The organism is Arthrobacter sp. MDB1-55 (assembly GCF_059092925.1).
Map to the genome: position 1 here is coordinate 1,461,349 of NZ_JBNHID010000001.1, position 23,858 is coordinate 1,485,206.

23 protein-coding genes are annotated in these 23,858 nt (G+C 63.1%); 9 read left to right on the forward strand and 14 right to left on the reverse strand.

Features of this window, described 5'->3' with window-relative positions; genetic code table 11:
* Window positions 1-47 precede the first annotated feature (47 nt).
* Both AC5RU3_RS06880 and AC5RU3_RS06885 read right to left on the reverse strand, forming a co-directional pair.
* Window positions 48-1,418: a class II 3-deoxy-7-phosphoheptulonate synthase gene (locus AC5RU3_RS06880; protein WP_458116937.1), complete on the reverse strand. Its 1,371-nt coding sequence runs from the start codon at window positions 1,416-1,418 to the stop codon at window positions 48-50.
* Between the two features lie 66 nt (window positions 1,419-1,484).
* The gene (locus AC5RU3_RS06885; RefSeq protein WP_493965102.1) at window positions 1,485-2,438 is read right to left on the reverse strand and encodes a lysophospholipid acyltransferase family protein; all 954 of its coding nucleotides are present in this window, start codon (window positions 2,436-2,438) and stop codon (window positions 1,485-1,487) included.
* A gap of 153 nt (window positions 2,439-2,591) precedes the next feature.
* On the opposite strand from AC5RU3_RS06885, the gene AC5RU3_RS06890 reads away from it, so the two are divergent.
* A complete protein-coding gene (locus tag AC5RU3_RS06890; protein ID WP_493965103.1) occupies window positions 2,592-3,356 on the forward strand; it encodes an alpha/beta hydrolase in 765 nt (254 codons plus the stop codon).
* Window positions 3,353-3,811 carry a hypothetical protein gene (locus AC5RU3_RS06895; protein WP_493965104.1) on the forward strand — a complete coding sequence of 153 codons (459 nt, stop codon included), beginning with the start codon at window positions 3,353-3,355 and terminating at the stop codon, window positions 3,809-3,811. The genes AC5RU3_RS06890 and AC5RU3_RS06895 overlap by 4 nt, the downstream gene beginning before the upstream one ends.
* Before the next feature lie 38 nt (window positions 3,812-3,849).
* On the opposite strand, the gene AC5RU3_RS06900 is transcribed toward AC5RU3_RS06895, so the two are convergent.
* On the reverse strand, window positions 3,850-4,980 hold the full coding sequence (locus AC5RU3_RS06900; RefSeq protein WP_458116933.1) for an ROK family glucokinase: 1,131 nt from the start codon (window positions 4,978-4,980) through the stop codon (window positions 3,850-3,852).
* A gap of 155 nt (window positions 4,981-5,135) precedes the next feature.
* Between AC5RU3_RS06900 and AC5RU3_RS06905 the strand changes: the two genes are divergently transcribed.
* Window positions 5,136-6,956, forward strand: coding sequence for an AMP-dependent synthetase/ligase (locus AC5RU3_RS06905; protein ID WP_458116932.1), 1,821 nt, complete (start codon window positions 5,136-5,138; stop codon window positions 6,954-6,956).
* Window position 6,957: 1 nt separating this feature from the next.
* Here the strand turns inward: AC5RU3_RS06905 and AC5RU3_RS06910 are convergent, their stop codons facing one another.
* From AC5RU3_RS06910 to AC5RU3_RS06920, 3 genes are all read right to left on the reverse strand, one after another.
* On the reverse strand, window positions 6,958-8,370 hold the full coding sequence (locus tag AC5RU3_RS06910) for a mycothione reductase (protein ID WP_493965105.1): 1,413 nt from the start codon (window positions 8,368-8,370) through the stop codon (window positions 6,958-6,960).
* A gap of 3 nt (window positions 8,371-8,373) precedes the next feature.
* Window positions 8,374-9,774, reverse strand: coding sequence for a MinD/ParA family ATP-binding protein (locus tag AC5RU3_RS06915; protein WP_458116931.1), 1,401 nt, complete (start codon window positions 9,772-9,774; stop codon window positions 8,374-8,376).
* Between the two features lie 74 nt (window positions 9,775-9,848).
* Window positions 9,849-13,250 (reverse strand): pyruvate carboxylase, encoded by a 3,402-nt coding sequence (locus tag AC5RU3_RS06920; protein ID WP_493965106.1) that lies wholly within the window; start codon window positions 13,248-13,250, stop codon window positions 9,849-9,851.
* A 238-nt stretch (window positions 13,251-13,488) separates the two neighbouring features.
* Here AC5RU3_RS06920 and AC5RU3_RS06925 point away from each other — a divergent pair, with 238 nt between their 5' ends.
* Window positions 13,489-14,316 carry a ParA family protein gene (locus AC5RU3_RS06925; RefSeq protein WP_309123691.1) on the forward strand — a complete coding sequence of 276 codons (828 nt, stop codon included), beginning with the start codon at window positions 13,489-13,491 and terminating at the stop codon, window positions 14,314-14,316.
* Between the two features lie 199 nt (window positions 14,317-14,515).
* Here AC5RU3_RS06925 and AC5RU3_RS06930 read toward each other — a convergent pair whose 3' ends face one another.
* The 5 genes from AC5RU3_RS06930 to gcvH all read right to left on the reverse strand — a co-directional run bounded on the left by AC5RU3_RS06930 (window position 14,516) and on the right by gcvH (window position 17,514).
* Complete coding sequence (locus AC5RU3_RS06930; protein ID WP_309072683.1) at window positions 14,516-15,109, reverse strand: MerR family transcriptional regulator; 594 nt, start codon at window positions 15,107-15,109, stop codon at window positions 14,516-14,518.
* Window positions 15,110-15,293: 184 nt separating this feature from the next.
* Complete coding sequence (locus AC5RU3_RS06935; protein WP_493965107.1) at window positions 15,294-15,803, reverse strand: bifunctional nuclease family protein; 510 nt, start codon at window positions 15,801-15,803, stop codon at window positions 15,294-15,296.
* A gap of 9 nt (window positions 15,804-15,812) precedes the next feature.
* Window positions 15,813-16,562 (reverse strand): transcriptional regulator FtsR, encoded by a 750-nt coding sequence (gene ftsR, locus AC5RU3_RS06940; protein WP_493965108.1) that lies wholly within the window; start codon window positions 16,560-16,562, stop codon window positions 15,813-15,815.
* An 8-nt stretch (window positions 16,563-16,570) separates the two neighbouring features.
* The gene (locus AC5RU3_RS06945; RefSeq protein ID WP_309072686.1) at window positions 16,571-17,050 is read right to left on the reverse strand and encodes an FHA domain-containing protein; all 480 of its coding nucleotides are present in this window, start codon (window positions 17,048-17,050) and stop codon (window positions 16,571-16,573) included.
* A 77-nt stretch (window positions 17,051-17,127) separates the two neighbouring features.
* Complete coding sequence (gene gcvH, locus AC5RU3_RS06950; protein WP_309072687.1) at window positions 17,128-17,514, reverse strand: glycine cleavage system protein GcvH; 387 nt, start codon at window positions 17,512-17,514, stop codon at window positions 17,128-17,130.
* Window positions 17,515-17,727: 213 nt separating this feature from the next.
* Here gcvH and AC5RU3_RS06955 point away from each other — a divergent pair, with 213 nt between their 5' ends.
* Window positions 17,728-18,777, forward strand: a complete 1,050-nt coding sequence (locus tag AC5RU3_RS06955) for an ATP-dependent DNA ligase (RefSeq protein WP_493965109.1) — start codon at window positions 17,728-17,730, stop codon at window positions 18,775-18,777.
* Between the two features lie 164 nt (window positions 18,778-18,941).
* On the opposite strand, the gene AC5RU3_RS06960 is transcribed toward AC5RU3_RS06955, so the two are convergent.
* Window positions 18,942-19,079 (reverse strand): hypothetical protein, encoded by a 138-nt coding sequence (locus AC5RU3_RS06960; RefSeq protein ID WP_493965110.1) that lies wholly within the window; start codon window positions 19,077-19,079, stop codon window positions 18,942-18,944.
* Here AC5RU3_RS06960 and AC5RU3_RS06965 point away from each other — a divergent pair.
* Both AC5RU3_RS06965 and AC5RU3_RS06970 read left to right on the forward strand, forming a co-directional pair.
* Window positions 19,072-19,521 (forward strand): DUF6318 family protein, encoded by a 450-nt coding sequence (locus tag AC5RU3_RS06965; protein WP_493965111.1) that lies wholly within the window; start codon window positions 19,072-19,074, stop codon window positions 19,519-19,521. The genes AC5RU3_RS06960 and AC5RU3_RS06965 overlap by 8 nt on opposite strands.
* Before the next feature lie 98 nt (window positions 19,522-19,619).
* Window positions 19,620-20,483 (forward strand): hypothetical protein, encoded by an 864-nt coding sequence (locus tag AC5RU3_RS06970; protein WP_493965112.1) that lies wholly within the window; start codon window positions 19,620-19,622, stop codon window positions 20,481-20,483.
* 4 nt (window positions 20,484-20,487) lie between these two features.
* Here the strand turns inward: AC5RU3_RS06970 and ligD are convergent, their stop codons facing one another.
* Together ligD and AC5RU3_RS06980 are read right to left on the reverse strand one after the other, a co-directional pair.
* On the reverse strand, window positions 20,488-21,510 hold the full coding sequence (gene ligD, locus AC5RU3_RS06975) for a non-homologous end-joining DNA ligase (protein WP_309071163.1): 1,023 nt from the start codon (window positions 21,508-21,510) through the stop codon (window positions 20,488-20,490).
* Between the two features lie 60 nt (window positions 21,511-21,570).
* Complete coding sequence (locus AC5RU3_RS06980) at window positions 21,571-22,410, reverse strand: siderophore-interacting protein (RefSeq protein WP_493965113.1); 840 nt, start codon at window positions 22,408-22,410, stop codon at window positions 21,571-21,573.
* 93 nt (window positions 22,411-22,503) lie between these two features.
* On the opposite strand from AC5RU3_RS06980, the gene AC5RU3_RS06985 reads away from it, so the two are divergent.
* Both AC5RU3_RS06985 and AC5RU3_RS06990 read left to right on the forward strand, forming a co-directional pair.
* On the forward strand, window positions 22,504-23,016 hold the full coding sequence (locus tag AC5RU3_RS06985; protein WP_493965114.1) for a PadR family transcriptional regulator: 513 nt from the start codon (window positions 22,504-22,506) through the stop codon (window positions 23,014-23,016).
* Window positions 23,016-23,813 (forward strand): alpha/beta fold hydrolase, encoded by a 798-nt coding sequence (locus AC5RU3_RS06990; protein WP_493965115.1) that lies wholly within the window; start codon window positions 23,016-23,018, stop codon window positions 23,811-23,813. Before AC5RU3_RS06985 ends, AC5RU3_RS06990 begins: the two co-directional genes overlap by 1 nt.
* Window positions 23,814-23,858: the final 45 nt, after the last annotated feature.

Below are 23,858 nucleotides of genomic sequence, written 5' to 3' on the forward strand. Positions count from 1 at the left end.
TACAGCGGCGGCTTCTGCCGTTTGGCTCCTGTCACTGGCAGAGACCGTCAGCGCCGTGAGAGCGCGCCGGCCACGAGGAAGGCCATCTCCAGGGACTGCATGTGGTTCAACCGGGGATCGCACACCGACTCATACCGGTCGAGGAAGGCTTCCTGGTCGATCGGATCCGCCCCGCCCAGGCACTCGGCGACATCGTCACCCGTCATCTCCACGTGGAGCCCACCGGGGAAGGTGCCGAGCGCGTTGTGCACCTCGAAGAATCCCCGGACCTCGTCCATGACGTCGTCGAAGTTGCGGGTCTTGTACCCATTCGGGGAAGTGACCGTATTGCCGTGCATCGGGTCCGTCACCCACAGAACCTGGGCCCCGGACTCCGTGACCCGCGACACCAGGTTGGGAAGCTTCTCCCGGATGTTCTTGGCGCCCATGCGTGTGATGAAAGTGAGGCGGCCGGGCTCACGGTTCGGGTCCAGCTTGTCGATGAGCGCCAATGCGTCATCAGGGGACGTGCCGGGACCGAGCTTTACGCCGATCGGGTTGCGGACCCGTGAAAGGAAGTCGATGTGTGCGCCGTCGATGTCACGGGTGCGCTCCCCGATCCACAGGAAGTGTGCGGACGTGTCATAGGGCAGTCCCGTGCGGGAGTCCGTCCGTGTCAACGCACGTTCGTATTCGAGGAGCAGTGCCTCGTGGCTCGCAAAAAACTCGACGCGCGTCAGCGCGTCGAAGTCCGCGCCGCAGGCTTCCATGAAGCGGACAGCCCGGTCAATCTCGCGCGCGAGTGACTCATAGCGCGAATGCGCGGGGTTCGCGGTGAAGCCCTTGTTCCAATGATGAACAAGACGAAGATCCGCGAAACCTCCCTGCGTGAACGCCCGGATGAGGTTCAACGTCGATGCCGAGGTGTGGTAGGCGCGCACCATACGGGATGCGTCATGGCCCCGACTCTCCGGAGTGAAGTCGTACCCGTTCACCATGTCGCCCCGATAGGCCGGCAGGGTTACGCCTTCGCGTGTTTCGTCATTCGAGGAACGCGGCTTGGCGAACTGCCCGGCCATGCGACCCATCTTGATGACAGGAAGTGACGCACCATAGGTAAGCACCACTGCCATCTGCAGAATGGTCTTCACACGCGCGCTGATCTTGTCCGCTGTAGCGCCGTCGAAGGTTTCCGCGCAGTCGCCTCCCTGCAGGAGAAACGCCTTCCCCTGGGCTGCCGCCGCCAGCCTTTCCCGAAGCACATCCACCTCGCCGGCGAAGACCAGTGGAGGCAGGGTGGACAGCTCATTCATCGCGGTCCGGTGCACCGCAGAGTCCTGCCAGCTGGGCTGCTGGGAGATGCTGAGCTCCCGCCACTTGTCCAGACCGTGGTCGGCTATTGCTGAAGGGGACGCTGAGGTCACGGTTGTTTCGGTCACTGCTTAAGCCTAATGGCTTCGCCGCACGACGGCGGACTCCCCTGTCATCCGAAGGCTTCCGTACCGTCACATAGCCCGGCTGCTGGGATCCCCTTCGTGCTTTGCCCTTGCTCTTTTGGCACGAGCAGGTGTCTTTGGAGGGTCGCCGGCTTCTCCAGCCTCACGCCCGATCGTGCGGACTTCGCCGGGCAAAGGGCTTTCGGCGCTCGGCGGCAGTGAGGTGTCCAACGGCGACGGCGCCGCCGGTGCGGGCACTGAACCTTCCAGACGAACGGCTGCCTGGCGGGACGGGTCTGCTGCACGTTCCGGCTTCTTTGCCGCCTTCTTGCCTGCGGTCTTCGCACTGGCAAGACGTTCCTTGACACTGCTGGCGTAAACGTCGACGTACTCCTGGCCGGAAAGCCTCATCAGGGCGTACATAATTTCGTCAGTGACGGAGCGCTGGATGAAACGGTCGTCTCCCATTCCGGCATAACGCCGGAAATCCATCGGCTCCCCGATGATGATTCCTACCCGGCGGATGTTCGGAAGACGCCGGCCGATGGGCTGGACTTTATCCGTACCGATCATCGCTACAGGAATGACTGGAACGCCGGTCGCAAGGATCAATTTGGCCACACCGGTCTTGCCCCGGTACAGCCTGCCATCCGGGCTGCGGGTGCCTTCCGGATAAATGCCGAGTATCCCGCCGGACTTCAGGATCTCCTCACCTGCGGAGAGCGACGTCGCTGACGCCGCACCGCCGGAGCGGTCCATCGGCAGTTGGTTGCTGAGCCGGAAGAACATGGCGGTGAGCTTGCCCTTCAGGCCTTTGCCGGTGAAGTACTCCGACTTGGCGAGGAAAACCACCGGCCGCGGCACAGCCAGGGGCAGGAAGATTGAGTCGGAGAAGGATAGATGGTTACTCACGATGACAGCGGCACCGGTAGCGGGAATGTTGTCCAGGCCCTTGACCCATGGCCTGAACAGGAGATTCACAATGGGACCTATAAAGATCCGCTTCATGATCCAGTAGAACACTCTGCCAGCCTTCCTGCGTGGATGTTCCGATTATCTGGAAACAGGCAATAACCATGCGTTCCGCAAACGGGCTTCTCGGAACACTACTCTACGGGCGGACGGTGTGCCGGGCGCCACTGGCAGTGGACCGGACACGGTGACACCATTGGAATCATGACGGCCGATACCGCACTTGCAGCGTACTCGTCTCCGGGTTCGGGCAGGAATGCGCGGATCGGAGTGATACTCAGCCATGGCTTTACGGGTTCGCCGGCGAGCATGATCGGGTGGGCGCAGAACCTGGCAAACCAGGGCTACGCAGTGAAGCTACCCCTGCTTGCGGGTCATGGCACCACTTGGCAGGAACTGGCCAGAACACCGTGGCAGCACTGGTATGAGGGCATTGATGCCGCTTACCGGGAACTCGCCCAGGACACCGACGCCGTAGTCGTAGCCGGCTTGTCCATGGGTGGGGCGCTCGCTCTGAGGCTGGCGGCGCTGGAGTCGGTGGCGGGCGTCGTCGTCGTCAATCCTGGGCTCACCATTGCCGACCCACGCGCCCGCTATGTGGGCGTGCTGAAGTATCTCCTTCGGTCTGTCCCATCCATCGGGAACGACATCAGAAAGGAAGGCATGGACGAGCGCGCTTACGCCCGGACTCCGGTTGCGGCCGTCCACCAGCTCGCGCGTCTCTTTCGTGACACCACCGAACGGCTCCCACAGGTTACGGCTCCGACTTTGGTGTTCCGGTCGAACATCGACCGGATTGTTCCCGAAAGCAGCCTGGAAGTTCTACAGCGGCGCATCGGGAGTGCAGACTTGGAGATAATACGGTTGGAGAACAGTTACCACGTGGCCACCATGGACCACGACCAGGAGCTCATCTTCGAACGCTCCGCAGCATTCATCAAGCACGTGACAGCAGGTATCACCGCATGAGTCCACGAGCCCAGGACCCTAACGAGTCTACTGACGACGCCGTGTGGCAAGACCTCGTCGCGCGGCTGGAAGAAACGCCGAGCAGCGAGTTGCCCGAGCGGCCCTCCTCCGACCCCGCGCCCTCGGCGGAGGAGCGCGTACGGGCGATCTTCGAGTCTCAGCGCACCCCGACTCCCGCAGGTCCCCGCGATCACACCGCGCCGGATGATGACGACGACGGATCATTCCGGCCGCCCGAACCTCCCGCCCTCGGCGTGGGAGATCCCTTGGTGGTGCTTGCCTGGGTGGGTGCCGTGGGCAGCCCCATAGCCCTGGTGCTGATTGCGATGTTCTGGCGTTCCGCCTCAAGCACCATGATGCTGGGCATCGTGGCGGTTTTCATCGCGAGCGTCACCTTCCTGATCTTCCGCCTTCCGAAGACGCGAGATTACGACGACGACGGCGCCGAGGTCTAGCTTCGAGGTTCAGCTGCGAGGTCTGGCTGCGCCCTTGCCTAGCGCCGCTCACTGGGGCGTCCTGAGGGCGGGGTTCCATATGCCCGGCCCAGCAGCGGGCGGTGCCGGATCCGGGAAAGATCAGCCGCGCCCACCAGGCCGGCCTCGGGGCCGAGGGCCGCCGCCGTGATTCGTGCAGCGGGACGAAACCCGCGTCCGGTGAGGTTGCGCTCGAATGCGCGCCGCGCCGGTTCGATCAGGAGCTGCCCGGCCGCCCCTAGCCCGCCGCCGATGACGAACGTCCCGGGATCGAGCGCCGCACCCAGGTTGGCGAGGCCGAGACCGAGCCACTGCCCGACGTCGTCGATCAGCTCACGGCACACAGGGTCGCCCTGCAGCGCCAGGCGGGTGACCACTGTGCCGGTGATGGCGTCGACGTTTCCGTTCACCTCATGCAGCAAGGTCTGCGCAACCGGAGAATTGGCGGTCGCAAGTTCGCGGGCTTCCCGCCCGAGCGCGTTGCCTGAGGCGTACTGTTCCCAGCAGCCCCTGTTGCCGCACTCGCAGCGATGCCCGTTGGGAACGATGATCTGATGACCGAATTCCCCCGCGACTCCGTGACGGCCTCGCTCGAGTACACCGTCCATGATCATCGCGCCACCGATTCCGGTACCGAGAGTGATGAGCACGAGCCGCGATTCGCCCCGGCCCGCGCCGAAACGCCATTCGGCCCACGCTGCCGCGTCCGCGTCATTGAGCACCGTAACGCGCCGTCGCAGGGCCTTTTCGAGATTCGCTCTCAACGGTTCGTTGCGCCACGCCAGATGAGGGCTGAACAGCACCGTTCCGTTGTCCAGATCCATCCACCCGGCCGCTCCGATACCCACCGAGCGGATGCGCCGACCTCGTCCGAGCTCGCGCACCAGGTCCACGATCACCGATTCGACCGCCCTCGGATCCTGACCGGGGGTTTCCCTGCGGGCGGAGGCGATGATTTCACCGGTGGGGTCGACGACGCCGGCAGCCACCTTGGTGCCGCCGATATCGATGCCTATGGCGAGCCCACGAGCGCGCAGCGGGCGGGCAGCGTAACGTGTGCTCGCAGCCTGCGGCGCCCGAAGTGGGCGTCGCGTGCCGGCCCCGGCGCGAAATCGGTCGGCCAGGAGACCCTCTTCTGGTTCCGTCTGCATGGAGCAGGCCTCCCGCCGTCGTACTGGGACTGCGCCGTCCTGAACGCAAGCTTTACCGTTACCGTTTTGTACATTACTGGAGAGTAAGAACCCCTGCGGAAAAGCTATAGGCTAGGAACGTCTCACGGATGTGACGAAGATCAAAGGAGATTCCTGTGCGCGAATTCAGCGTTCCGGCCAAAGTGCAGGTCCCCCGGGACAGCAACACCACTCACCTGGTGATGAAGCAGGCTGAGAAGGCAAGCAATCCTGCCCTGTTTGCCACCAAGGATGCCTCCGGGCAGTGGTCCGATATCCGGGCAACGGACTTCCTCTCCGACGTCCGCCGAATTGCCAAGGGTCTGATGGCTTCAGGCGTCGGCGCCGGCGACCGCGTGGCCATCATGGCGCGCACGCGGTACGAATGGGCGCTGGTGGACTTCGCCGTGTGGTTTGCGGGCGGAGTGTCAGTGCCGGTCTACGAAACCTCCTCTCCGTCGCAGGTTGCGTGGATCCTTGGCGACTCAGGCGCCGTGGCCGCGTTTGTCGAGTCGGGGCGGCATGAGAACGTGGTCCGGCAGGCCGTCGCCTCGGCGAATCTCGAGGGATTCCGGGACGTGTGGCAGTTCGACGGTGGTGGCCTGGACACGCTCCGGGAGACTGGAACCGGCATTGACGACGCGGCGCTCGAGGAACGCCGCCTCATCGCGGGCCTGGACGACGTCGCAACCATCATCTACACCTCGGGGACCACTGGAAAGCCAAAGGGTTGCGAGCTGACGCACGGCAACTTCGTGGAGCTTTCCGAGAACGCCGCCGAGTCGCTGCCGGAGGTGGCCCACGAGGGCGCACAGACCATCATGTTTCTTCCCATGGCGCACGTCTTCGCCCGATTCATCTCCGTGCTGTGCGTGGCTGCAGGCGCCACCGTTGCCCACACTCCCGATGTGAAGAACCTGCTCCCGGATCTGCAGAGCTACAAGCCGAGCTTCATCCTCGCGGTCCCCCGCGTCTTCGAGAAGGTCTACAACAACTCGATGCTCAAGGCCGAGGACAGCGGGAAAGGCAAGATCTTCCACGCCGGTGCCGACGTCGCCATCGCCTGGTCAAAGGCGGATCAGGCGGGCAAGGTGGGCCTCGGGCTGAAGGTCAAGCATGCCATCTTCGACAAGCTCCTCTACGGCAAGATCCGGACGGCCATGGGTGGGCGGGTGCAACACGCCGTGTCCGGCGGCGCACCTCTTGGCGACCGCCTCGGTCACTTCTTCCACGGCATCGGGCTCATGGTCCTTGAAGGATACGGACTGACCGAGACCACCGCACCGATCTCCGTGAACACGCCGCAGAAAATCAAGATCGGCACCGTCGGAGCTCCCCTCCCGGGCAACGCGGTCAAGATCGCTGATGACGGTGAGATCCTCGCCAAGGGCGTGTGCGTCCTGAAGGGTTACTTCAAGCGCCCTGACCTGACGGAGGAAGCCTTCACGGACGGCTGGTTCCATACCGGAGACATCGGCCAGCTCGACGACGACGGTTTCCTGAGCATCACCGGGCGCAAGAAGGAAATCATCGTGACTGCCGGTGGAAAGAACGTCATCCCCGCACAGTTGGAGGACACCATCCGTGCCAACGCCCTGGTCTCCCAGTGCGTTGTCGTCGGAGACCAGCGTCCGTTCATCTCCGCGCTGATCACGCTGGACGAGGAGGCGCTGCCCGGGTGGCTGGAGCGGCACGACCTTCCGGCCAACACCACCATGGCCGAGGCTGCGCGCCATTCCGCGGTGCAGGCCGAGATTCAGTCCCTGGTTGATTCGGCGAACGAGTCGGTCTCGCAGGCTGAAGCCATCAAGGTGTTCCGCATTGTTGAGCAGGACTTCACGGAGGCGAGCGGCCATCTCACCCCGTCGATGAAGATCAAGCGAGCCCAAGTGCTCAAGGACTACTCCTCCGTGGTTGAGGAGATCTACTCCCAGCCGCGCGTGCAGCCCGCCGGATAGGTCAGGTGGAGGGCGCCTTCAGCGAGAGCAGGGCGTTCTCCACCACCTCGGTGAGGGCCGGATGTATCCAGTACTGGCCGCGGGCCATCGTGAAAGCGTCCAGGCCGAAGTGCATCGCTTGGATGATGGGCTGAATCAGGTTCGACGCTTCGTGCCCCATTATGTGAGCGCCGAGGATCATGCCTGTGTCTTCCTCCGCCAGGATTTTCACAATCCCTGTTGTGTCTTCCATGGCCCAGCCGTAGGCGGTTGACCCGTACTGCTGGACCGCCACAGCAACCCGTGAGCCGGTTTTCTCAGCCCGTTCCAGCGCCTGTTCCTCGGTAAGGCCCACAGTAGCGATCTGCGGGCGCGTGAACACAGCGGCTGGGACGTAGCGATGATCTGCAGCATGAAGCGCATCAGGGTGGAGCAAATTGTGCGAGACAACCCGGGCTTCGTGGTTCGCCACGTGCTTGAGCTGGAAGGCGCTGGAAATGTCTCCGAGCGCCCACACGCCCGCAACCGGCTCACCCTGGCGCAGCACCCGCTGGAATGCATCCACCGCGACCCGTCCGTCATCGGTCAGATCGAAACCAATATCCCCTGCTCCCACCCGGTCGCTGTTGGGTGTACGCCCGGTCGCAACAAGCACGATGTCGGCCTCCACCGCCGTCTCGGACCCATCCGGACGCATCAGCGTCGCCGTCACGCATCTGTCACCGTTGCTGTCCACCCGCCGGACCTGGTGTTTGGTCAGAAGATCCCATTGGGATCGGGCGAGCTCTGTGAAGCGTTCAGAGATCGTATCGTCGAGGGCCCGGAGCATCCGATCAGATCGCACAGCCAGGGTCACCTCGGTGCCGAGCGAGGAAAAGATATGCGCAAACTCCGCCGCAATGTAACCACCGCCGATGATGAGCATGCGCTGTGGTAGCTCGCTCAGCCGCATGACGGTGTCGGACGTGTGGATTTGCGGCAGGTCGAGTCCGGGAATGTCCGGCACTACTGCGCGGGAGCCTGCTGCTATGACCACCTGGTCGGCCGTGACGACATCACCTGAATCGGTGACGAGGGTGCGGTGGTCGGTGAAACGGACGTCCTCCTCGATCAGGTCGACGTGGTCGAGTTCATCGGCCCTGTAGACCCTGCCCGCTTCCGAGATGCTGTCGATCCGGGTGAAGACCCGGTCGCGCAGGTCCGCCCACCTCGTCGCCGTGTGCTGAAGGTCGACGCCCAGCCGGGCGCCGTCGTCGGGTGCGCGCGCGAGGTCTGCGGGATAAACGAGCATCTTCGTGGGGATGCATCCCACGTTCAGGCACGTTCCACCGAACGTTCCGCCCTCGATGATCGCAATCTTCTTGTCATCCCATTCGGGAGTGATGATCGTGTTCCCGGAGCCGGAACCGATGATCGCCAGGTCGTAGTGAACCACGAATCAGTGCAACTGATCCACGACGAGCGCGGCGAGCTCCACCACGGCTTCCCGCGTCTTGGGCTGAAGTTTCGAGAGATCCACGCGAGAGCCCTCCGCAAGGTGACGGTCGTACGGGATGCGTACAACGGTGCTGACGCGGGAGCGGAAGTGCTCCTCGATCTCCTGCACATTGACGTCGGTGCGGTTCCCGGAGGACATATTGACGACGACGATCGCCTTCTCGACGAGGTCATGCCGACCATGAGCTTCAAGCCAGGACAGTGTCTCTGATGCCAGTCGCGCTTCGTCAACGCTGCCGCCGGACACGAGTACCACGGCGTCTGCCTTCTCCAGTGTTCCCTTCATGACCGAGTGGACCATGCCGGTGCCGGAGTCGGTGAGGACGATGGAGTAGTACCGGCCGAGAATATCGGTGACGGCGCGGTAATCGGCGTCATCAAAAGCCTGGGCGATCGCCGGGTCGGTGTCCGAGGCGAGCACGTGCAGCCGAGAGCCGTCCCGGGCAACGTAGCTCGACAGTTGGGCGAAGGAGTCCACCATGAACCGGTTCTGCACGAGCTGACGTGCGGTGAACTCTGCCTTGCCGGGTGACCGGTCGGAGAGGGTGCCGCGGTCCGGATTGGCGTCCATGGCGATGATGCGGTCCTCGCGGATGTCAGCGAGGGCCATGCCGAGCAGGGTGGTCACGGTGGTCTTACCGACTCCGCCCTTTCGGGAAAGCACGGGAACATACCGGGTCCGCTCCCCCAACCGCACGCTGACCCGGTGCTCGAGCGCGCGGTGGATGCGGACGGCGTCGGAATCGCCGACGTTCACGTAGCCGAAAGTCGCCTTGTACAGCCACAGCCGCCAGCCGCCGATCGGTGCGCGCTGCTGCGAGGTCAGCAACCGGTCAGCAGTCAGCGACGACGCCGGTTCCGGTCCTTCTTCCTTGTTCCTGCGTGCGCTACGATCCGGGGCGGTCGGTTGCTCTTCCGCTGGAGCCGGCGATACCTCAGGTGCACGGCCCGTGGAGGGCATCCAGCCTGCAACGTCGTCGCCCTCGGAGAGGCGGATGTCGCTGTCCGCAATCGTCAGCGCCGAAGGGTCAGTGGGGTGCTGTCCCGGGAACTGGCCTTCCGTTGCGGGCGTGATCCCGATGTGGGGCAGGCGATCAGGCAGCGGGGCCTGGACCACAGCGGGACCGGGCAGCTCGGCGCTGCCCGGCTCCGCGGCGTCGTCCTCTGAACTGAGCGTGAGCTCTTCCGCAGCTTCCGCGGCGTCTGCGCTGGAACCGCTCGGGGCTTCCGTCCCGGCCATTCCGGCTTCCGCCTGGTCCTGACCGGTCACGGTTTGACCGGGCTCCTGGGGAACCAAGGGCTCCTCCGTGGACTGTTCTGCCGGCTTCTTCTCGTTCGCCATGGTTCCTCACGCTTGGATGTCGCCCGTAGCTGGTGCTGCAGGTGGATTCTGCATCACCTTAGCGTAGGCCCGATTCAGGCGGGGTCGATCACCAGCAAGAGATCTCCGCCCTGCACCTGTTCGATGGCGCCGATTGCCACCCGCTTGACTGTTCCGCCCACGGTGGTGGTGATACCGGCCTCCATCTTCATCGCTTCGATGGTTGCTACGGTGTCGCCGGCCTGGACAGTATCCCCCTCGGCAACGCCGAGGGTCACGGCACCGGCGAACGGGGCGGCGACATGGCCCGGCTGCGACGGATCGGCCTTCTCGGCCGCCTTGACGTCGGTGTGGACGCTGCGGTCGCGGACGACGACGGGACGCATCTGCCCGTTCAGCGTGCACATCACGGTGCGCATGCCCTTCTCGTCGACGTCGGAGACAGCTTCGAGAGTAGCGATCAGACGGACGCCCTTCTCCAGCTGGATGACGTGCTCGCTGCCCTGCTGAAGCCCGTACAGGTAGTCGCGGGTGTCCAGGACAGAGACGTCGCCGAAAGTGTTCCGGGTGGTCTGGAAGTCCTTGGTAGGCCCGGCGAACAGGAGCCGGTTCAGCGTGGCACGCCGGGTTGCTGAATCGACGGCCAAAGCCTCCTGGTCCTCGGGGGCAAGGTCAACGTCGCGGACCTTGACCGTGCGACCCTGAAGCGCCTTGGTCCGGAAGGGCTCAGGCCAGCCTCCGGGCGGGTCGCCAAGTTCGCCGCTGAGGAAGCCGATGACTGAGTCCGGGATGTCGTAGTTCTGCGGGTTCTCCTCGAACGCTTTCGGGTCCACGTTGGATCCCACGAGCTGGAGGGCCAAATCGCCCACAACCTTCGACGACGGAGTGACCTTCACGAGCCTGCCGAGCATGCGGTCGGCCGCCGTGTACATGTCTTCGACGGCTTCGAACCGCTCACCAAGACCGAGGGCAATGGCCTGCTGGCGGAGGTTGGACAGCTGGCCCCCGGGGATCTCGTGGCGGTAGACGCGGCCTGTCGGCCCGGGCAGGCCGGACTCGAACGGTGCGTAAACCCGGCGCACGGCCTCCCAGTAGGGCTCAAGCGAGCTGACGTCCTCCAGCGACATTCCGGTGTCGCGTTCAGTGTGCGCAAGGGCCGCGACCAGCGCCGACGCGGAAGGCTGGCTGGTGGTCCCGGCGAGTGACGCGCTTGCGACGTCGACGGCGTCGACTCCCGCATTCGAGGCCGCCAGCAACGTGGCCAGCTGGCCGCCTGCGGTGTCGTGGGTGTGCAGGTGAACCGGCAGGTCGAACCGCTCGCGCAGAGCGGTCACGAGCTTCGCGGCTGCCGCAGGACGCAGCAGGCCCGCCATGTCCTTGATGGCAAGGATGTGGGCGCCGGCGTCGACGATGCGCTGCGCCAGCTCCAAGTAGTAATCCAGCGTGTAGAGCTTCTCGGCGGGATCCAGCATGTCCGAGGTGTAGCACAGGGCTACCTCGGCGACGGCGGTTCCCGTTGCGCGGACGGCGCGGATGGCGGGCTCCATCTGGGAGACATCGTTAAGCGCATCGAAGATGCGGAAGATGTCGATACCGGTGGCAGCGGCTTCCTGCACGAATGCTTCGGTGACCGCTTCGGGGTACGGGGTGTAGCCCACCGTGTTGCGGCCACGCAGGAGCATCTGCAGACAGATGTTCGGCATTTCCTTACGGAGCGCGGCCAGGCGCTCCCAAGGGTCTTCGCCCAGGAAACGAAGGGCGACGTCGTACGTTGCACCGCCCCAGGCCTCCACCGACAGAAGCCCCGGCATTTTGGCCGAGACAGCCTTGCCTGCCGCCACAAGATCACGGGTCCGGACCCGTGTCGCCAATAGGGACTGGTGGGCATCGCGGAAGGTCGTGTCGGTGACAGCGAGGGCGTTCTGCGCACGCAGCTCGGCCGCGAAACCCTCCGGGCCCAGCTCCTGGAGCCGCTGGCGCGATCCCGGTCGCTGCTCCGATTCGGCGACGACAGGCAGCTTTTCAGCCGGGTCGAGCTCCACCGTGAGCTCCCCGTTCGGTTTGTTGACCGTGACGTCGGCCAGCCAGTTCAGCAGCTTGGTGCCGCGGTCGGCTGGTACGCGGGCGGTCAGCAGTTCGGGGCGCTCATCAATGAAGGAGGTAGCGACGTCGCCGGCGATGAACGCCGGATCGTCCAGGACCGACTGGAGAAAGGAGATGTTGGTCGATACGCCCCGCACGCGGAACTCGGCCAGGGCACGACGCGCCCGGCGCACAGCGGACTCGTAGTCGCGGCCGCGGCACGTGAGCTTGACCAGCATCGAGTCGAAGTGAGGACTGATTTCAGCACCGGCGTACACGGTTCCACCGTCAAGTCGCACACCCGCACCGCCGGCGGACCGGTATGCGGTGATTTTCCCGACGTCGGGACGGAACCCGTTGGCGGGGTCCTCCGTGGTGATCCGGGACTGCAGAGCGGCACCCCGCAACCGCACGCTCTCCTGCGACAGACCCAGGTCGGCCAGGGTCTCCCCCGCCGCGATGCGCAGCTGCGACTGGACAAGGTCGACGTCGGTGACTTCCTCGGTCACGGTGTGCTCGACCTGGATGCGGGGATTCATCTCGATGAAGACGTGCTGCCCTGCGCGTTCACCGACGGTGTCGACGAGGAATTCGACCGTGCCGGCGTTGACGTAGTTAAGTTCCTTCGCGAACGCTACGGCGTCGCGGTAGAGCGCCTGGCGGATGTTCTCGTCCAGGTTCGGTGCCGGCGCAATCTCGATGACCTTCTGGTGGCGGCGCTGCAGGGAACAGTCACGTTCGAAGAGGTGCATGACGTTGCCCTCGGCGTCAGCCAGGATCTGGACCTCGATGTGGCGGGGACGCAGCACGGCCTGCTCAAGGAACATGGTCGGGTCGCCGAACGCCGAGTCTGCCTCCCGCATCGCCGATTCAAGCGCTTCACGAAGGTTCTCGCGGTTGTCGACACGGCGCATGCCCCGACCTCCGCCGCCTGCAACGGCCTTCGCGAAGATCGGGAACCCGATCTCATCAGCCGCCGCAACCAGCTCCTCAAGATCGGAACTCGGCTTCGAGGACTTCAGAACGGGAATGCCTGCCTTGCGCGCCGCTTCCAGGGCACGGACCTTGTTCCCGGCAAGTTCCAGCACCTCGGCCGGAGGACCGACGAACGTGATGCCGGCGTCGGCGGCCGCGCGCGCCAGGTTCGGGTTCTCCGAAAGGAATCCATATCCCGGATAGATGGCATCGCAGCCGGCGTCCTTGGCAACACGGACAATCTCGTCGACATCGAGGTAGGCACGAACCGGATGGCCTTCCTCGCCTATCAGGTACGCCTCGTCGGCCTTTTGCCGGTGAATAGAATTGCGGTCCTCGTGCGGAAACACGGCGACGGTTTTGGCGCCGATCTCATAACCCGCCCTGAATGCGCGAATGGCGATTTCGCCGCGGTTAGCTACCAGAATCTTCGAGAACATTGGTCTCCTGCGTCCTTGCGGGTCGATGGAACGACGACTAGCGTGCTTAGCCTACATTTGGTCTTTCTGGTCACCACAATTTGTGTTGCGACCGCTGGTAATGCATGGGGACGGTGCTACCGCCGAGTCGGGTTCGTTCATACTGCCGGTCCACCTATGATGAATAGGTGCGCGGGGCGGAAGATCCTGCGAATCCTGCGATCTGTGGCATCTCAAACGTTAGGTATTGGTTCAACAAGTGCAAGTTGTGAGCATCAGCAGCCTCAAAGGTGGGGTCGGCAAGACCTCGGTCACTCTGGGACTGGCATCGGCGGCACTGTCCGCCGGGATTCCCACACTTGTTGTCGACCTCGACCCGCACGCTGACGCAACAACCGGCCTCGGGGTTCAAGCCAATGACCAGACAGATATCGGTCGTCTCCTGAAGAACGCCCGGCGGGGAGATCTCGCGGCAAACGTTGTGCCGAGCGGTTGGGTCAGCAATGCAATCAAGCGCAATTCGAGCAACGGAACGCCGGTGCTTGATGTGGCGATGGGATCTGCCTACTCGGGCATCTATGACCGACCCGACCTGGGTAAGCGCGACCTGCGCCGCCTTGCCACCCTGTTGGACCGGGTTGAGGGGTACCGGCTGGTCCTCGTCGATTGTCCACCGTCCCTGAACGGACTGACCCGCATGGCCTGGACGGCGAGCAACAGAGTCCTCCTTGTTGCCGAGCCCGGCCTGTTCTCCGTCGCCGGCACCGAGCGCACCATGCGCGCCATCGAACTGTTCAAGAACGAATTCGCGCCGAACCTGACGCCTGCCGGAATTGTGGCGAACCGGGTACGCACCGGTTCCAATGAACACACATTCCGTTTGAATGAGATGAAGCAGATGTTCGGCGACCTGCTTTTGACCCCCACCATCGCAGAGCAGGCCAACTGGCAACAGATCCAGGGCGCAGCACATGCGGTACACCACTGGCCGGGTGAGTCGGCCAAGCAGGCTGCAGGATACTTCGACGATCTGCTGCGCGCGCTGCTGGACTCCGGTCGCATGCGTAACCGGGTCGCCCGCCGCTAGGCGCTCAACCGCTATGACGCTCCGCCGGTAGGAGGCTCAGTCCACTATGACGCTCAGCCGGTAGGAGGCTCAGTCCGCTATGAGGCTCAGTCCGCTAGCGGGTTCGGTTCGCGCCGTCGTCATGCTCACCCGACAGCGTTGCAACCATCTCCGGACACCAAAATGCCCCGCTCGCGGCGGGGCATCGTGTTGAGCAGGGTCAGCTGATCTTGCGCGCTGCCCGTCGCTTGCTGAGTTCGTCATCGGGAAAATCCTGGTCCACGGCGTGCTCACTCGGCAACGCTGCAAGGCTTCCTTCGACTTCCCGCCACACACGCCCGACGGCGATACCAAATACTCCCTGTCCGCCCTGGACAAGGTCGATGACTTCATCGGCAGAGGTGCATTCATAGACGCTGGCGCCGTCGCTCATCAGGGTGATCTGGGCAAGGTCCTCCACTCCGCGCTCCCGCAGGTGTTCCACTGCACTGCGGATCTGCTGAAGGGAAACGCCGGTGTCCAGCAACCGTTTGACTACTTTGAGTACCAGGATGTCCCGGAATCCATAGAGACGCTGTGAACCGGAGCCGGAAGCACCGCGAACGGCCGGTTCCACGAGGCCGGTGCGAGCCCAGTAGTCGAGCTGGCGGTAGGTGATGCCCGCAGCCTTGCATGCTGTCGGTCCGCGATAGCCCGCGTCCTCATCGAGCACAGGAAGGTCTTCGGTGAAGAGCAGGCCCTGTGCGCTGGCGGGTATAGCTGCACCCGTAGCGGCTGCGTTGGAACCCGTGCCGGCGTCGCCTTTCGGACTCACGTGTTGCCTCCTCGTTCTGGTTCCCGGGGGGAAGTGGCACAAGCCGAGGTCCACAGGGGGATTAGATGGATGTCTGCCTTGAGTTTACAGCTAGTGCAATGGGAACTGTATGCTTCGACGTTAGATCCCCGGGTGACCGAGGTCAAAGATGCCGCGCATAACAATCTCAGCGTGTCGTTTTCGGCTACTTCTCAAAATCTTCAGGCTCGACATCCGCAAGAAACTCCCGGAACTGCTTGAGCTCGCGCTCCGCGTTGGCCTGGCCCTCCTCGGATGAGTCTTCGTCTCCGTCGCTGTCGGCCTCGGTGATCTCAACGCCGGTGTCCTGCATCACCTGCGGTGCACAATAGATGGGGCAGGGTACGCGCAGGGCGATGGCTATGGCATCGGAGGCCCGGGAGTTCACTGTTGTGCCGTCCTCGAAGACAACCTCGGCATGGAAAACGGTGTCTTCCACCCGCACGATCCGGACCTCTGTCACTGAGTGATTGAGGGCAGCGACGATGCTCACGAGAAGATCATGTGTCATTGGCCGCGGCGGAATGATGCCCTGCTGCACAAAGGCAATGGCGCTAGCCTCGGGCGCACCGATCCAGATCGGGATGTGGCGGGGACCTCCCGCTTCCTTAAGAAGGACGAGCGGCTGATTGGACGGTAGCTCGATGCGAACGCCTACTACATCCATCTCGATCATGTCTGCCTCCTAGTTTTCCATCCGTGCGATCTGGCCTTGGACGAGGGCACTGTGGAGATTGAGGCAGAGCTCGCTGATTTCACGGGCAGTTTCCGCCGCCCTGGCCTTCGATGCGACATCGCGGCGTGAGGCGACCGGGGCGACGACGCGCTCAACGAGACCCAGTTCGCGATCTGCTGCTGCTCGGAAAGGACGGAGGTGCCGAGGCTCGATTCCATGTGATTCCAGCTGGACGCAGGCACGGGTGATCTTCAGTGCGTGCTCGTCGAAGCGGCCTTCGACTTCTGAGATGAGCCCGAAAGCCATGAGGTCCCGAATGAGTTCCGGCCGGGCGCCCGCTTCCGCGGCGAGGGTTTCCCGGGTCAGTCGGCGGGCGTGTGATCCGAGCTCACGGGCAAGCTGGTCGGAGACCATCCGAGGAGCGAGGGTAAGGCCCCCGGGCAGGCTCTCCGGCTTCTCTCCCCGATCAATCGCGTCCAGATAGTCCTTGATGACCTTGAGCGGAAGGTACTGGTCGCGCTGCAGTGCAAGAACAAAGCGCAGACGTTCGACGTCGACCGGTGTGTATTTCCGGTAGCCTGCGCGCGTGCGCTGCGGAGTAATGAGGCCTTTTTCTTCCAGGAATCGAATCTTGGATGCACTGATCTGTGGAAAGTCCCCAGCCAGTTCGGTGAGGACCTCCCCTATATTCAGGACGTTCCCGCTCACACGCTCCGGGGCGATACCCACAGGTCGCCGGGACGGCTGGGAGGAGGGCATGAAAGTCCCTAGACCCGACCCTGCGACTGCGACACGCTCCCGGCGGCGTAGAAGGTAAGGCGGAACTTGCCAATCTGAACTTCATGACCGTTCCGCAGCACAACACTGTCAACGCGGTCATTGTTCACGTAGGTGCCGTTCAGGCTGCGCGAGTCAACAACCCGGAAACCTTCCGGACCACGGCGGAACTCCGCATGCTTACGGGACACCGTGACATCGTCAAGAAAAATGTCGGCGTTTGGGTGGCGCCCAGCGGTGGTGACGTCCTCGTCCAAAAGGAATCGTGCCCCGGCATTAGGACCTGTGTGGGCAATCAGCAGCGCGGACCCGGCGGGAAGTGCCGCAACAGCGGAACGTTCCTCGCTGGTGAGACGCGGTTCAACGGTAGGTGATGCAGACTGTGGAGGCAGCCCGATGGTGGTTGTCTCAGGCGAAGGCATATGCGATCCCGAAGCGTCCTCTGCGGCTGCGTTGTTATCGCGTACCATTTGAAAAATCCTTCCCCAAAACACGTGGCCAACCGGTCTCCCGGCTGGCCACATTACATTTGTCCCAGCCGGTGACTCTAGCCTACCTGCTGTGAGTATTCCGAAGAACTGAGAAGTTCCTCAACCACCGAGCGGTCCTCAACCTTGATTTCCAGCAGCCAGCCATCACCGTACGGATCGGAGTTGATCAGGGCAGGATCGCCGTCGAGCGCTTCATTGCGCGTGACGACTTCGCCGCTCACCGGCGCATAGATATCGCTCACGCTCTTGGTGGATTCAACCTCGCCGACGACGTCGGACGCCCCGATCTTCGAGCCGGCCTCCGGCATCTGAACATAGACGACATCGCCAAGCGCGTCTTGGGCGAAATCGGTAATGCCGACACGGACAACTCCATTGTCGTCGGGTGTGGTGACCCATTCGTGTTCGGCGGTGTAGTAAAGGTCTTCGGGAATGTTGCTCATTGTCGGCCTTTCGTGGGCACCGGACGAATAATTCGTGCAAAGCGATGGAATAAGCGGCGGCCCCTTCTCATCCGATCGGGGGCCTCAGGATCGAGTATAGGCACAGTGACAGTGCCGCGCGTCACCCTCTGCCCCAGGTCCGCTCGGCATCCTCCGGCACGTGCGTGCGTGGCGTCCATGGCGTTTGAAGTGAGCATGCGACAGGATCGACCTATGACTGATTTGCCCTTTCCGATTCAACCAATGCTCGCCAAAGCCGTCGATGCTGTGCCGGATGCCGACAGCGTTCCCGGAGGCCTGAGTTACGAGCCGAAGTGGGACGGCTTTCGGGCCGTGATACACGTCGAGGACGGCAAGTGCGAGATTGGTAGTCGCGGCTCGAAGACGCTCACCCGCTACTTTCCGGAATTGGTTGATGCGCTGCTCGAGAACCTTCCCGAGAAGTGCGTGGTCGACGGCGAGATAGTGGTGCGTCGGGGAAAGGCCGGCGCCGAGCGGCTGGACTGGGAAGCGTTGTCTCAGCGAATTCATCCGGCGGACAGCAGGGTGAGGCTCCTCGCGAAGGAGACGCCGGCGTCGTTCATTGCGTTTGACCTGCTGGGGATCGACGATCATAACCTGTTGGACGTCCCCTTCGCGGAACGACGGAAGGCTCTGGAGGGCATCGCTGAGACATTCTCCGAGCCTGTGCACCTCTCGCAGGTAACGGACGACGTCGAACTGGCGCGGCGCTGGCTTGTTGAGTTCGAGGGAGCCGGACTGGACGGTGTGGTGGCCAAACCGCTGAGCGCCGGGTACGAACCGAACAAGCGCCGCATGCTGAAGGTGAAACACAACAGGAGTGCTGATGCGGTGGTGCTTGGTTATCGGGTCCACAAGAGCGGCCAGGGGGTTGGTTCACTCCTTCTTGGGCTCTACGACAACGATGGCGAGTTGCGGAACGTCGGCGGTGCATCTGCGTTCTCGGACAAGCGCCGACTTGAGTTGATCGATGAGCTGGAGCCGGATGTCATGCGTGACGAAGACGGTGAGATCATCCGCGGGGAAACGGATCGCAGCCGTTTCGCTTCGGCGAAGGACGTCTCCTACGTACGGCTGCATCCGCGGCGGGTGGTTGAGGTCCGCTATGACCAGATGGAGGGCGACCGGTTCCGCCACACGGCGCAGTTTGAGCGATGGCGCCCGGACCGCGAGGCGCGCAGCTGCACCTTTGAGCAGCTGGAAATTCCGGCTGCTTACGACCTGAGCAAGGTGCTCGCCTAGCTTCATTACACCCGCTTGTGGATAACGCGTGGGGTGGTGAGCGGCTCTGGTTAGGATGGGTTGCAGCTCACACGTTTACACATGGTCGGGGAATTCATGGTTCAGTCTCACGTGGCGTGCGCCCTAGCTGGTGCTGCCCTTTCAGTACTTGTTCTTACCGGATGTCAGGGCAGCCCCGGCGTAGCACAGACGCCTACGGACTCTGGATCTCCGTCGGCGTCAGCCACTGCATCCGAGTCGCCGTCCGCTGCTCCAACTCCGACGCCCTCCCCTGCCTCGGCCGAGGGGCCGGCCGTGAACATTCCCGTTCCGGAGAAGCCCGCACTAGCCGACGAGAACTCCGTAGAAGGCCTGGAGGCGTTCACCGAGTGGTGGTTCGAGCTAGGGAACTACGCCGTTCACACTGGTGACTCAGAGCCTTGGATTGCTGCCACGGATCCCGGATGCAAGAACTGCTCAGCTTTGGCCGACTCGGTGAGGCAGTCTCACGCGAATGGTGGATGGGTCGTTGGTGGCGCCGTTTCCCTGGAGTCTTTCGGGAGCAAGTTCAGGGAAACCACACAGGGCTCCATCTCGTCCTTCATAACCATCAGCCAGGAAGCGTCGACTTACTACGACGCCGACGGAGTCCTCATTGCAGAGCTACCGGCTCAGAACGACCAAGTCGTACGACAGACGTTTGCTGAACATGACGGTGAGAAGTGGACCATGCTGGATTTCGGTTCTCCTAGTACCGGGGATTGAGTCTCATGCGGCCGAGCAATAGGCGTTGGCTCATCCATTTGCCAGCGCTATGCCTCTTGTTATCTTTGGCACCGATGGCTCCAGCGTGGAGCCAAGGCGTGGGCGTCGATTGGGCGGGTGGCTCCGCGCCCAGCGTCGAGAATGTCGATACCACTGGTGACAACGGCTCAGCAACAGGCGCTGCACCGTCAGCAGAGAACACGACGGCCATCGAGCCGGCCGCGCCTACATCGGGCCTCTCGTACACGTACGAGCGCGTGTGCCTGCAGGGTGTCGGAGATTTTCTCGATCCTGCACTGTGCGTTGAGGTCAACGCACAGTGTGATGCTGAGCCGGACGGTGCCTTAGTCGAATGGATAGCTGTCGATAGTTCCACGAATCCGCCGACCGAAACCCCGACCGGCGAGACCTCCTGCCTCTATCCAGGATCCCCCGCGCCCGAACCTCCCAACGGCGGAGAGGCAGCGGAACCCGAGGTGGTGATTACGCTCGAGGATTTCCAGAGCCAACCAATCATCGCTGCCACGATCGTGTCCGAGCCGAACAACTTCGGACTCCTCGGAGGCAACAACAACGTCTGGGCGGATGTCGAGGATCAGGAGTTCACCTTTGAAACCCTTGGTGACAGCGTACGTATACGGGCCTGGCCTGTAGCTTACGACTGGAACTACGGGGACGGCACCACCAAAACCACCCAGACGGCAGGTAACTCAGTGCCCGAAGCCGACTGGCTTCTCGTGGAAACTCCCACAAGCCACGTCTACGGCGCGACCGGGGACTATAACGTCGTTCTCACCACTCGGTTCAACGGCGACTACTCGGTCAACGGTGGTCCCTGGATCCCCATCGCCGGGCAAGCCGCAGTCCAGTCGGAACCGCATTTGATCAGTATCTGGCGCTCCGACAACCGGTTGGTGGACGGCACCTGCGCTGACAACCCGAGCGCCTGGGGCTGCAAGTAGCCGGCTACTTGTCCTTCTTCGCCCGACTGGGCTGAACCCTTGGCGGCTCCCCCGGCATCTTCGGGTAGTCGGGCGGGAACGGCAACTCGCCGAGCCCCGAATCCAGGTCGCGCTGCCACCAATCCAACAGCATGTCGATCGTGCCGGGTTTCTCATGGAAGGATGCCCACGGGTCGCCGACTGTCCTCAGCCTCTCGGGCACCGTCAGGATCGTGAAGTCCTTCGGATGCACCCTCTCCAGCTCGTCCCAGGTGATGGGGCAGGACACCGGTGCATGCGCCAAAGCCCTCGGACTATACGCACCCGCTATAGTCCGGTCCCGGTTCGCCTGGTTGAAGTCAACGAATACCCGTTCCCCACGCTCCTCCTTCCACCAGGACGTGGTGACCTTGTCGGGCATCCGACGTTCCAGCTCACGCGCGGCAGCAATAACAGCATGCCGCACGTCGAGGAATTCGCGTACAGGCTCAATGGGAGCGTAGACGTGGATCCCTCGGTTTCCGGAGGTTTTCAGGAACGCGGTAAGGCCCGCTTCTTCGAGCACCTTCCGCAACTCGATCGCTGCGGGCACGGCGTCGTCGAAATCCGTTCCGGGCTGCGGATCCAGATCGATGCGCAGTTGATCCGGATTGTCCGAATTGTCAGCTCTTGATGGCCACGGGTGAAACACGACCGTATTCATCTGGGCCGCCCAGACCGCCGCAGCTGGCTCATCGATGACCAACTGCGGGTGGGACCGCGCACTTGGGTATTCGACCTTCACCGACCGGATGTAGTCCGGCGCACCCTTAGGCGGGTTCTTCGAGAAGAACTGTTCGCCGTCGATGTTGTCACCAAAACGCTGAAGGGCCAGCGGGCGGTCCCCGTTCGCGGCGATGAACGCATCGCCCACGTCTATCAGGTACTGCGCCAAGTCGAGCTTCGTCAGGCCTAGCGCGGGCCACATGACGCGGCTGGGACTGGAAATTCGCACTTCACGCGTGCCGTGCGGACCTTCAACAGATAGGACTGTCGCCTCGGATGCCATGGGTCCAACATACTCCGGAAGGCTGCGTGCACGGCCGGCGCGGCACGCCGTCGTCGTTCGTCACGCTGGGAGGATTACACCGATGGGTTCACGCTTCTCGGCCTGGAACCTGTCCTCCGTCCGGCCTGCCGCCCAGTAGCCGGAAAGCGACAGCTGTTCCTTAAGGAGTCCGCGCTCTTTCAGGAAGACATCCCGCAGGGCTTTCATCGACTCGCGTTCCCCGTGCGCGAAAACCTGCACTCGTCCAGCGGGCCACGGGTATGCGGACACTGCGTTGGCGAGCAGGAACTTCGTCGCATCGTCCCGCGCGTCCCGGCGTACCCACACGACCTCCACCCCGCGCGGTGTGACCAGCTCGATCATGTCCTCAGAGCTGCCGCATTCCAGAAAGACGACGCCGGCCGCGTCCTCCGGTAGCGCCTCGAGGGTCGCTGCTATCGCCGGCGTCGCCGACTCATCCCCCACAAGCAGGTGCCAGTCGGCTGTAGTGTCCGGATCGTAGGCTCCGCCGGGCCCCATCAACGCGATCTGATCTCCCGGCTTCGCCCTTGCTGCCCAGGGACCGGCAAGACCCTCATCGCCATGAACTACGAAGTCGACGTCAATGGTCCGATCAGCGGGGTTGATGCGACGAACGGTGTAGGTGCGGGTGACCGGAACATCCTCGGGCGGAAGCTGCTCCCGGAGGGCCACAAGATCATACGGCGGTGTCAAACTTAGCTCCGGCTTGGCGAACAACAGCTTCACGTAGCTGTCCGTCACATCCTTCGGCTGAAATTCGTCAAAGGCCGGTCCGCCCAGCGTCACCCGGACCATATGCGGTGTCACCCACGCGGTGGCGAGGACATCGAAGACAAGTTGCGGGCGCGGCGGCCGGCTGGGACGAGGGGGCGTATCCATACATCCAATTTCTCACGAGCTGCCCTCTTTCGAGGAAACCATGTGATGTGCTGACGCTTGCCACATCAATATCTGCGTGATCATATATATGACATGTCTCTTATGCACTCCATTCTCGGTCTGTTGGACGTGCGACCGATGACCGGCTATGACCTCAAAAAGGCCTTCGACGGCTCAGTCGGGCATTTCTGGAACGCTGACCAGGCGCAGATCTACCGGACGCTATCGAAGCTGAGTTCCGACGGGCTCGTTCACGTCAGCGTTGTTGCACAGGAGGGTCGCCCCGATCGAAAGGAGCACCGGCTCACCCAGGCCGGGCGCGAGGAGCTTTCGCGGTGGTTACGCTCCCCGATCCCCGAGGAACCCTCCCGTGAACCGTTCCTTGCGCGAATCTTCTTCGCAGGGAGTGAGCAGGACCCTGAGCTGATCCGCGCACTCATCGGCGCGCGGCGCACGGCAGCGCACCAACAGTTGCAGTCACTGACCGCAGTCGAGACATCCCGCGCATCGCTAGCGGATCGATTGCGCGCTGCCACCCTCAACAACGGCATACAGCACATCAAGACCGAGCTCTCATGGCTCGATGAATTGGATGAGGCGCTCTGATGCACGTCACTGAATACGCCCGGGATTCAGAAGAGAGTGTCCTGTTCCTCCACGGCGGGAACGTGGCGGGCTGGATGTGGCATGAACAAGCGCTCGCACTTCCGCAGCACCACAGTCTTGTGCCGGATCTTCCGGGTTTCGGTGCCTCAAACCTTCTGCCCTGGACAACGCTCGAGGAGGTGGTGGATGCCCTGGCTCGCGTCATCACCGAACGAGCACATGGCGGTCGGGCACACGTCGTCGGGTTGTCCTTGGGCGGTGTTCTCGGCGTTCTGTTCACGGCACGGCATCCGGAGCTTGTGAAAAGTACTTTCGTCAGCGGTGCCGCCATCAATGGTGTCAAGGGCATCACGCGAGCCTTGGGCCTGGGGCAAATTCGGCTGTGGGGGTCACCGCGCTACTGGAACGGCCTTGCCAGGGCCTTTCGACTGCCCGGGGACTCAGTGGCACAGTTCGTCGTCACCGGCACAGGCATAGACCGTTTGTCAGCTCTGCGCATGATGACCCAGGTCTACGACGGCCTATCTGACACCGACATCGCAGGACTCAGCAGGGCCAGCTTCCCTATCCTCGCCGTTGCCGGCGAACGTGAGCCCAAACTCGTCAGGGACTCCCTCACCCGCATCACCGACTGCGCACCAGGCGCAGCTGCCCGTCTGGCACCCCGCATGCATCATGTCTGGAGCGCTGAGGACCCGGAGCTTTTCCACCGGGTGCTGCTTCATTGGCTTACCCGCGCTGAGGCATCCGAGGAGCTTCTGCCCCTGGCACTGGAGTCTCCTGCCCCCACGCCGTAGTTCCCAACTCCTGGAACGACAAAACGCTTGGTGGAACCATTGGTT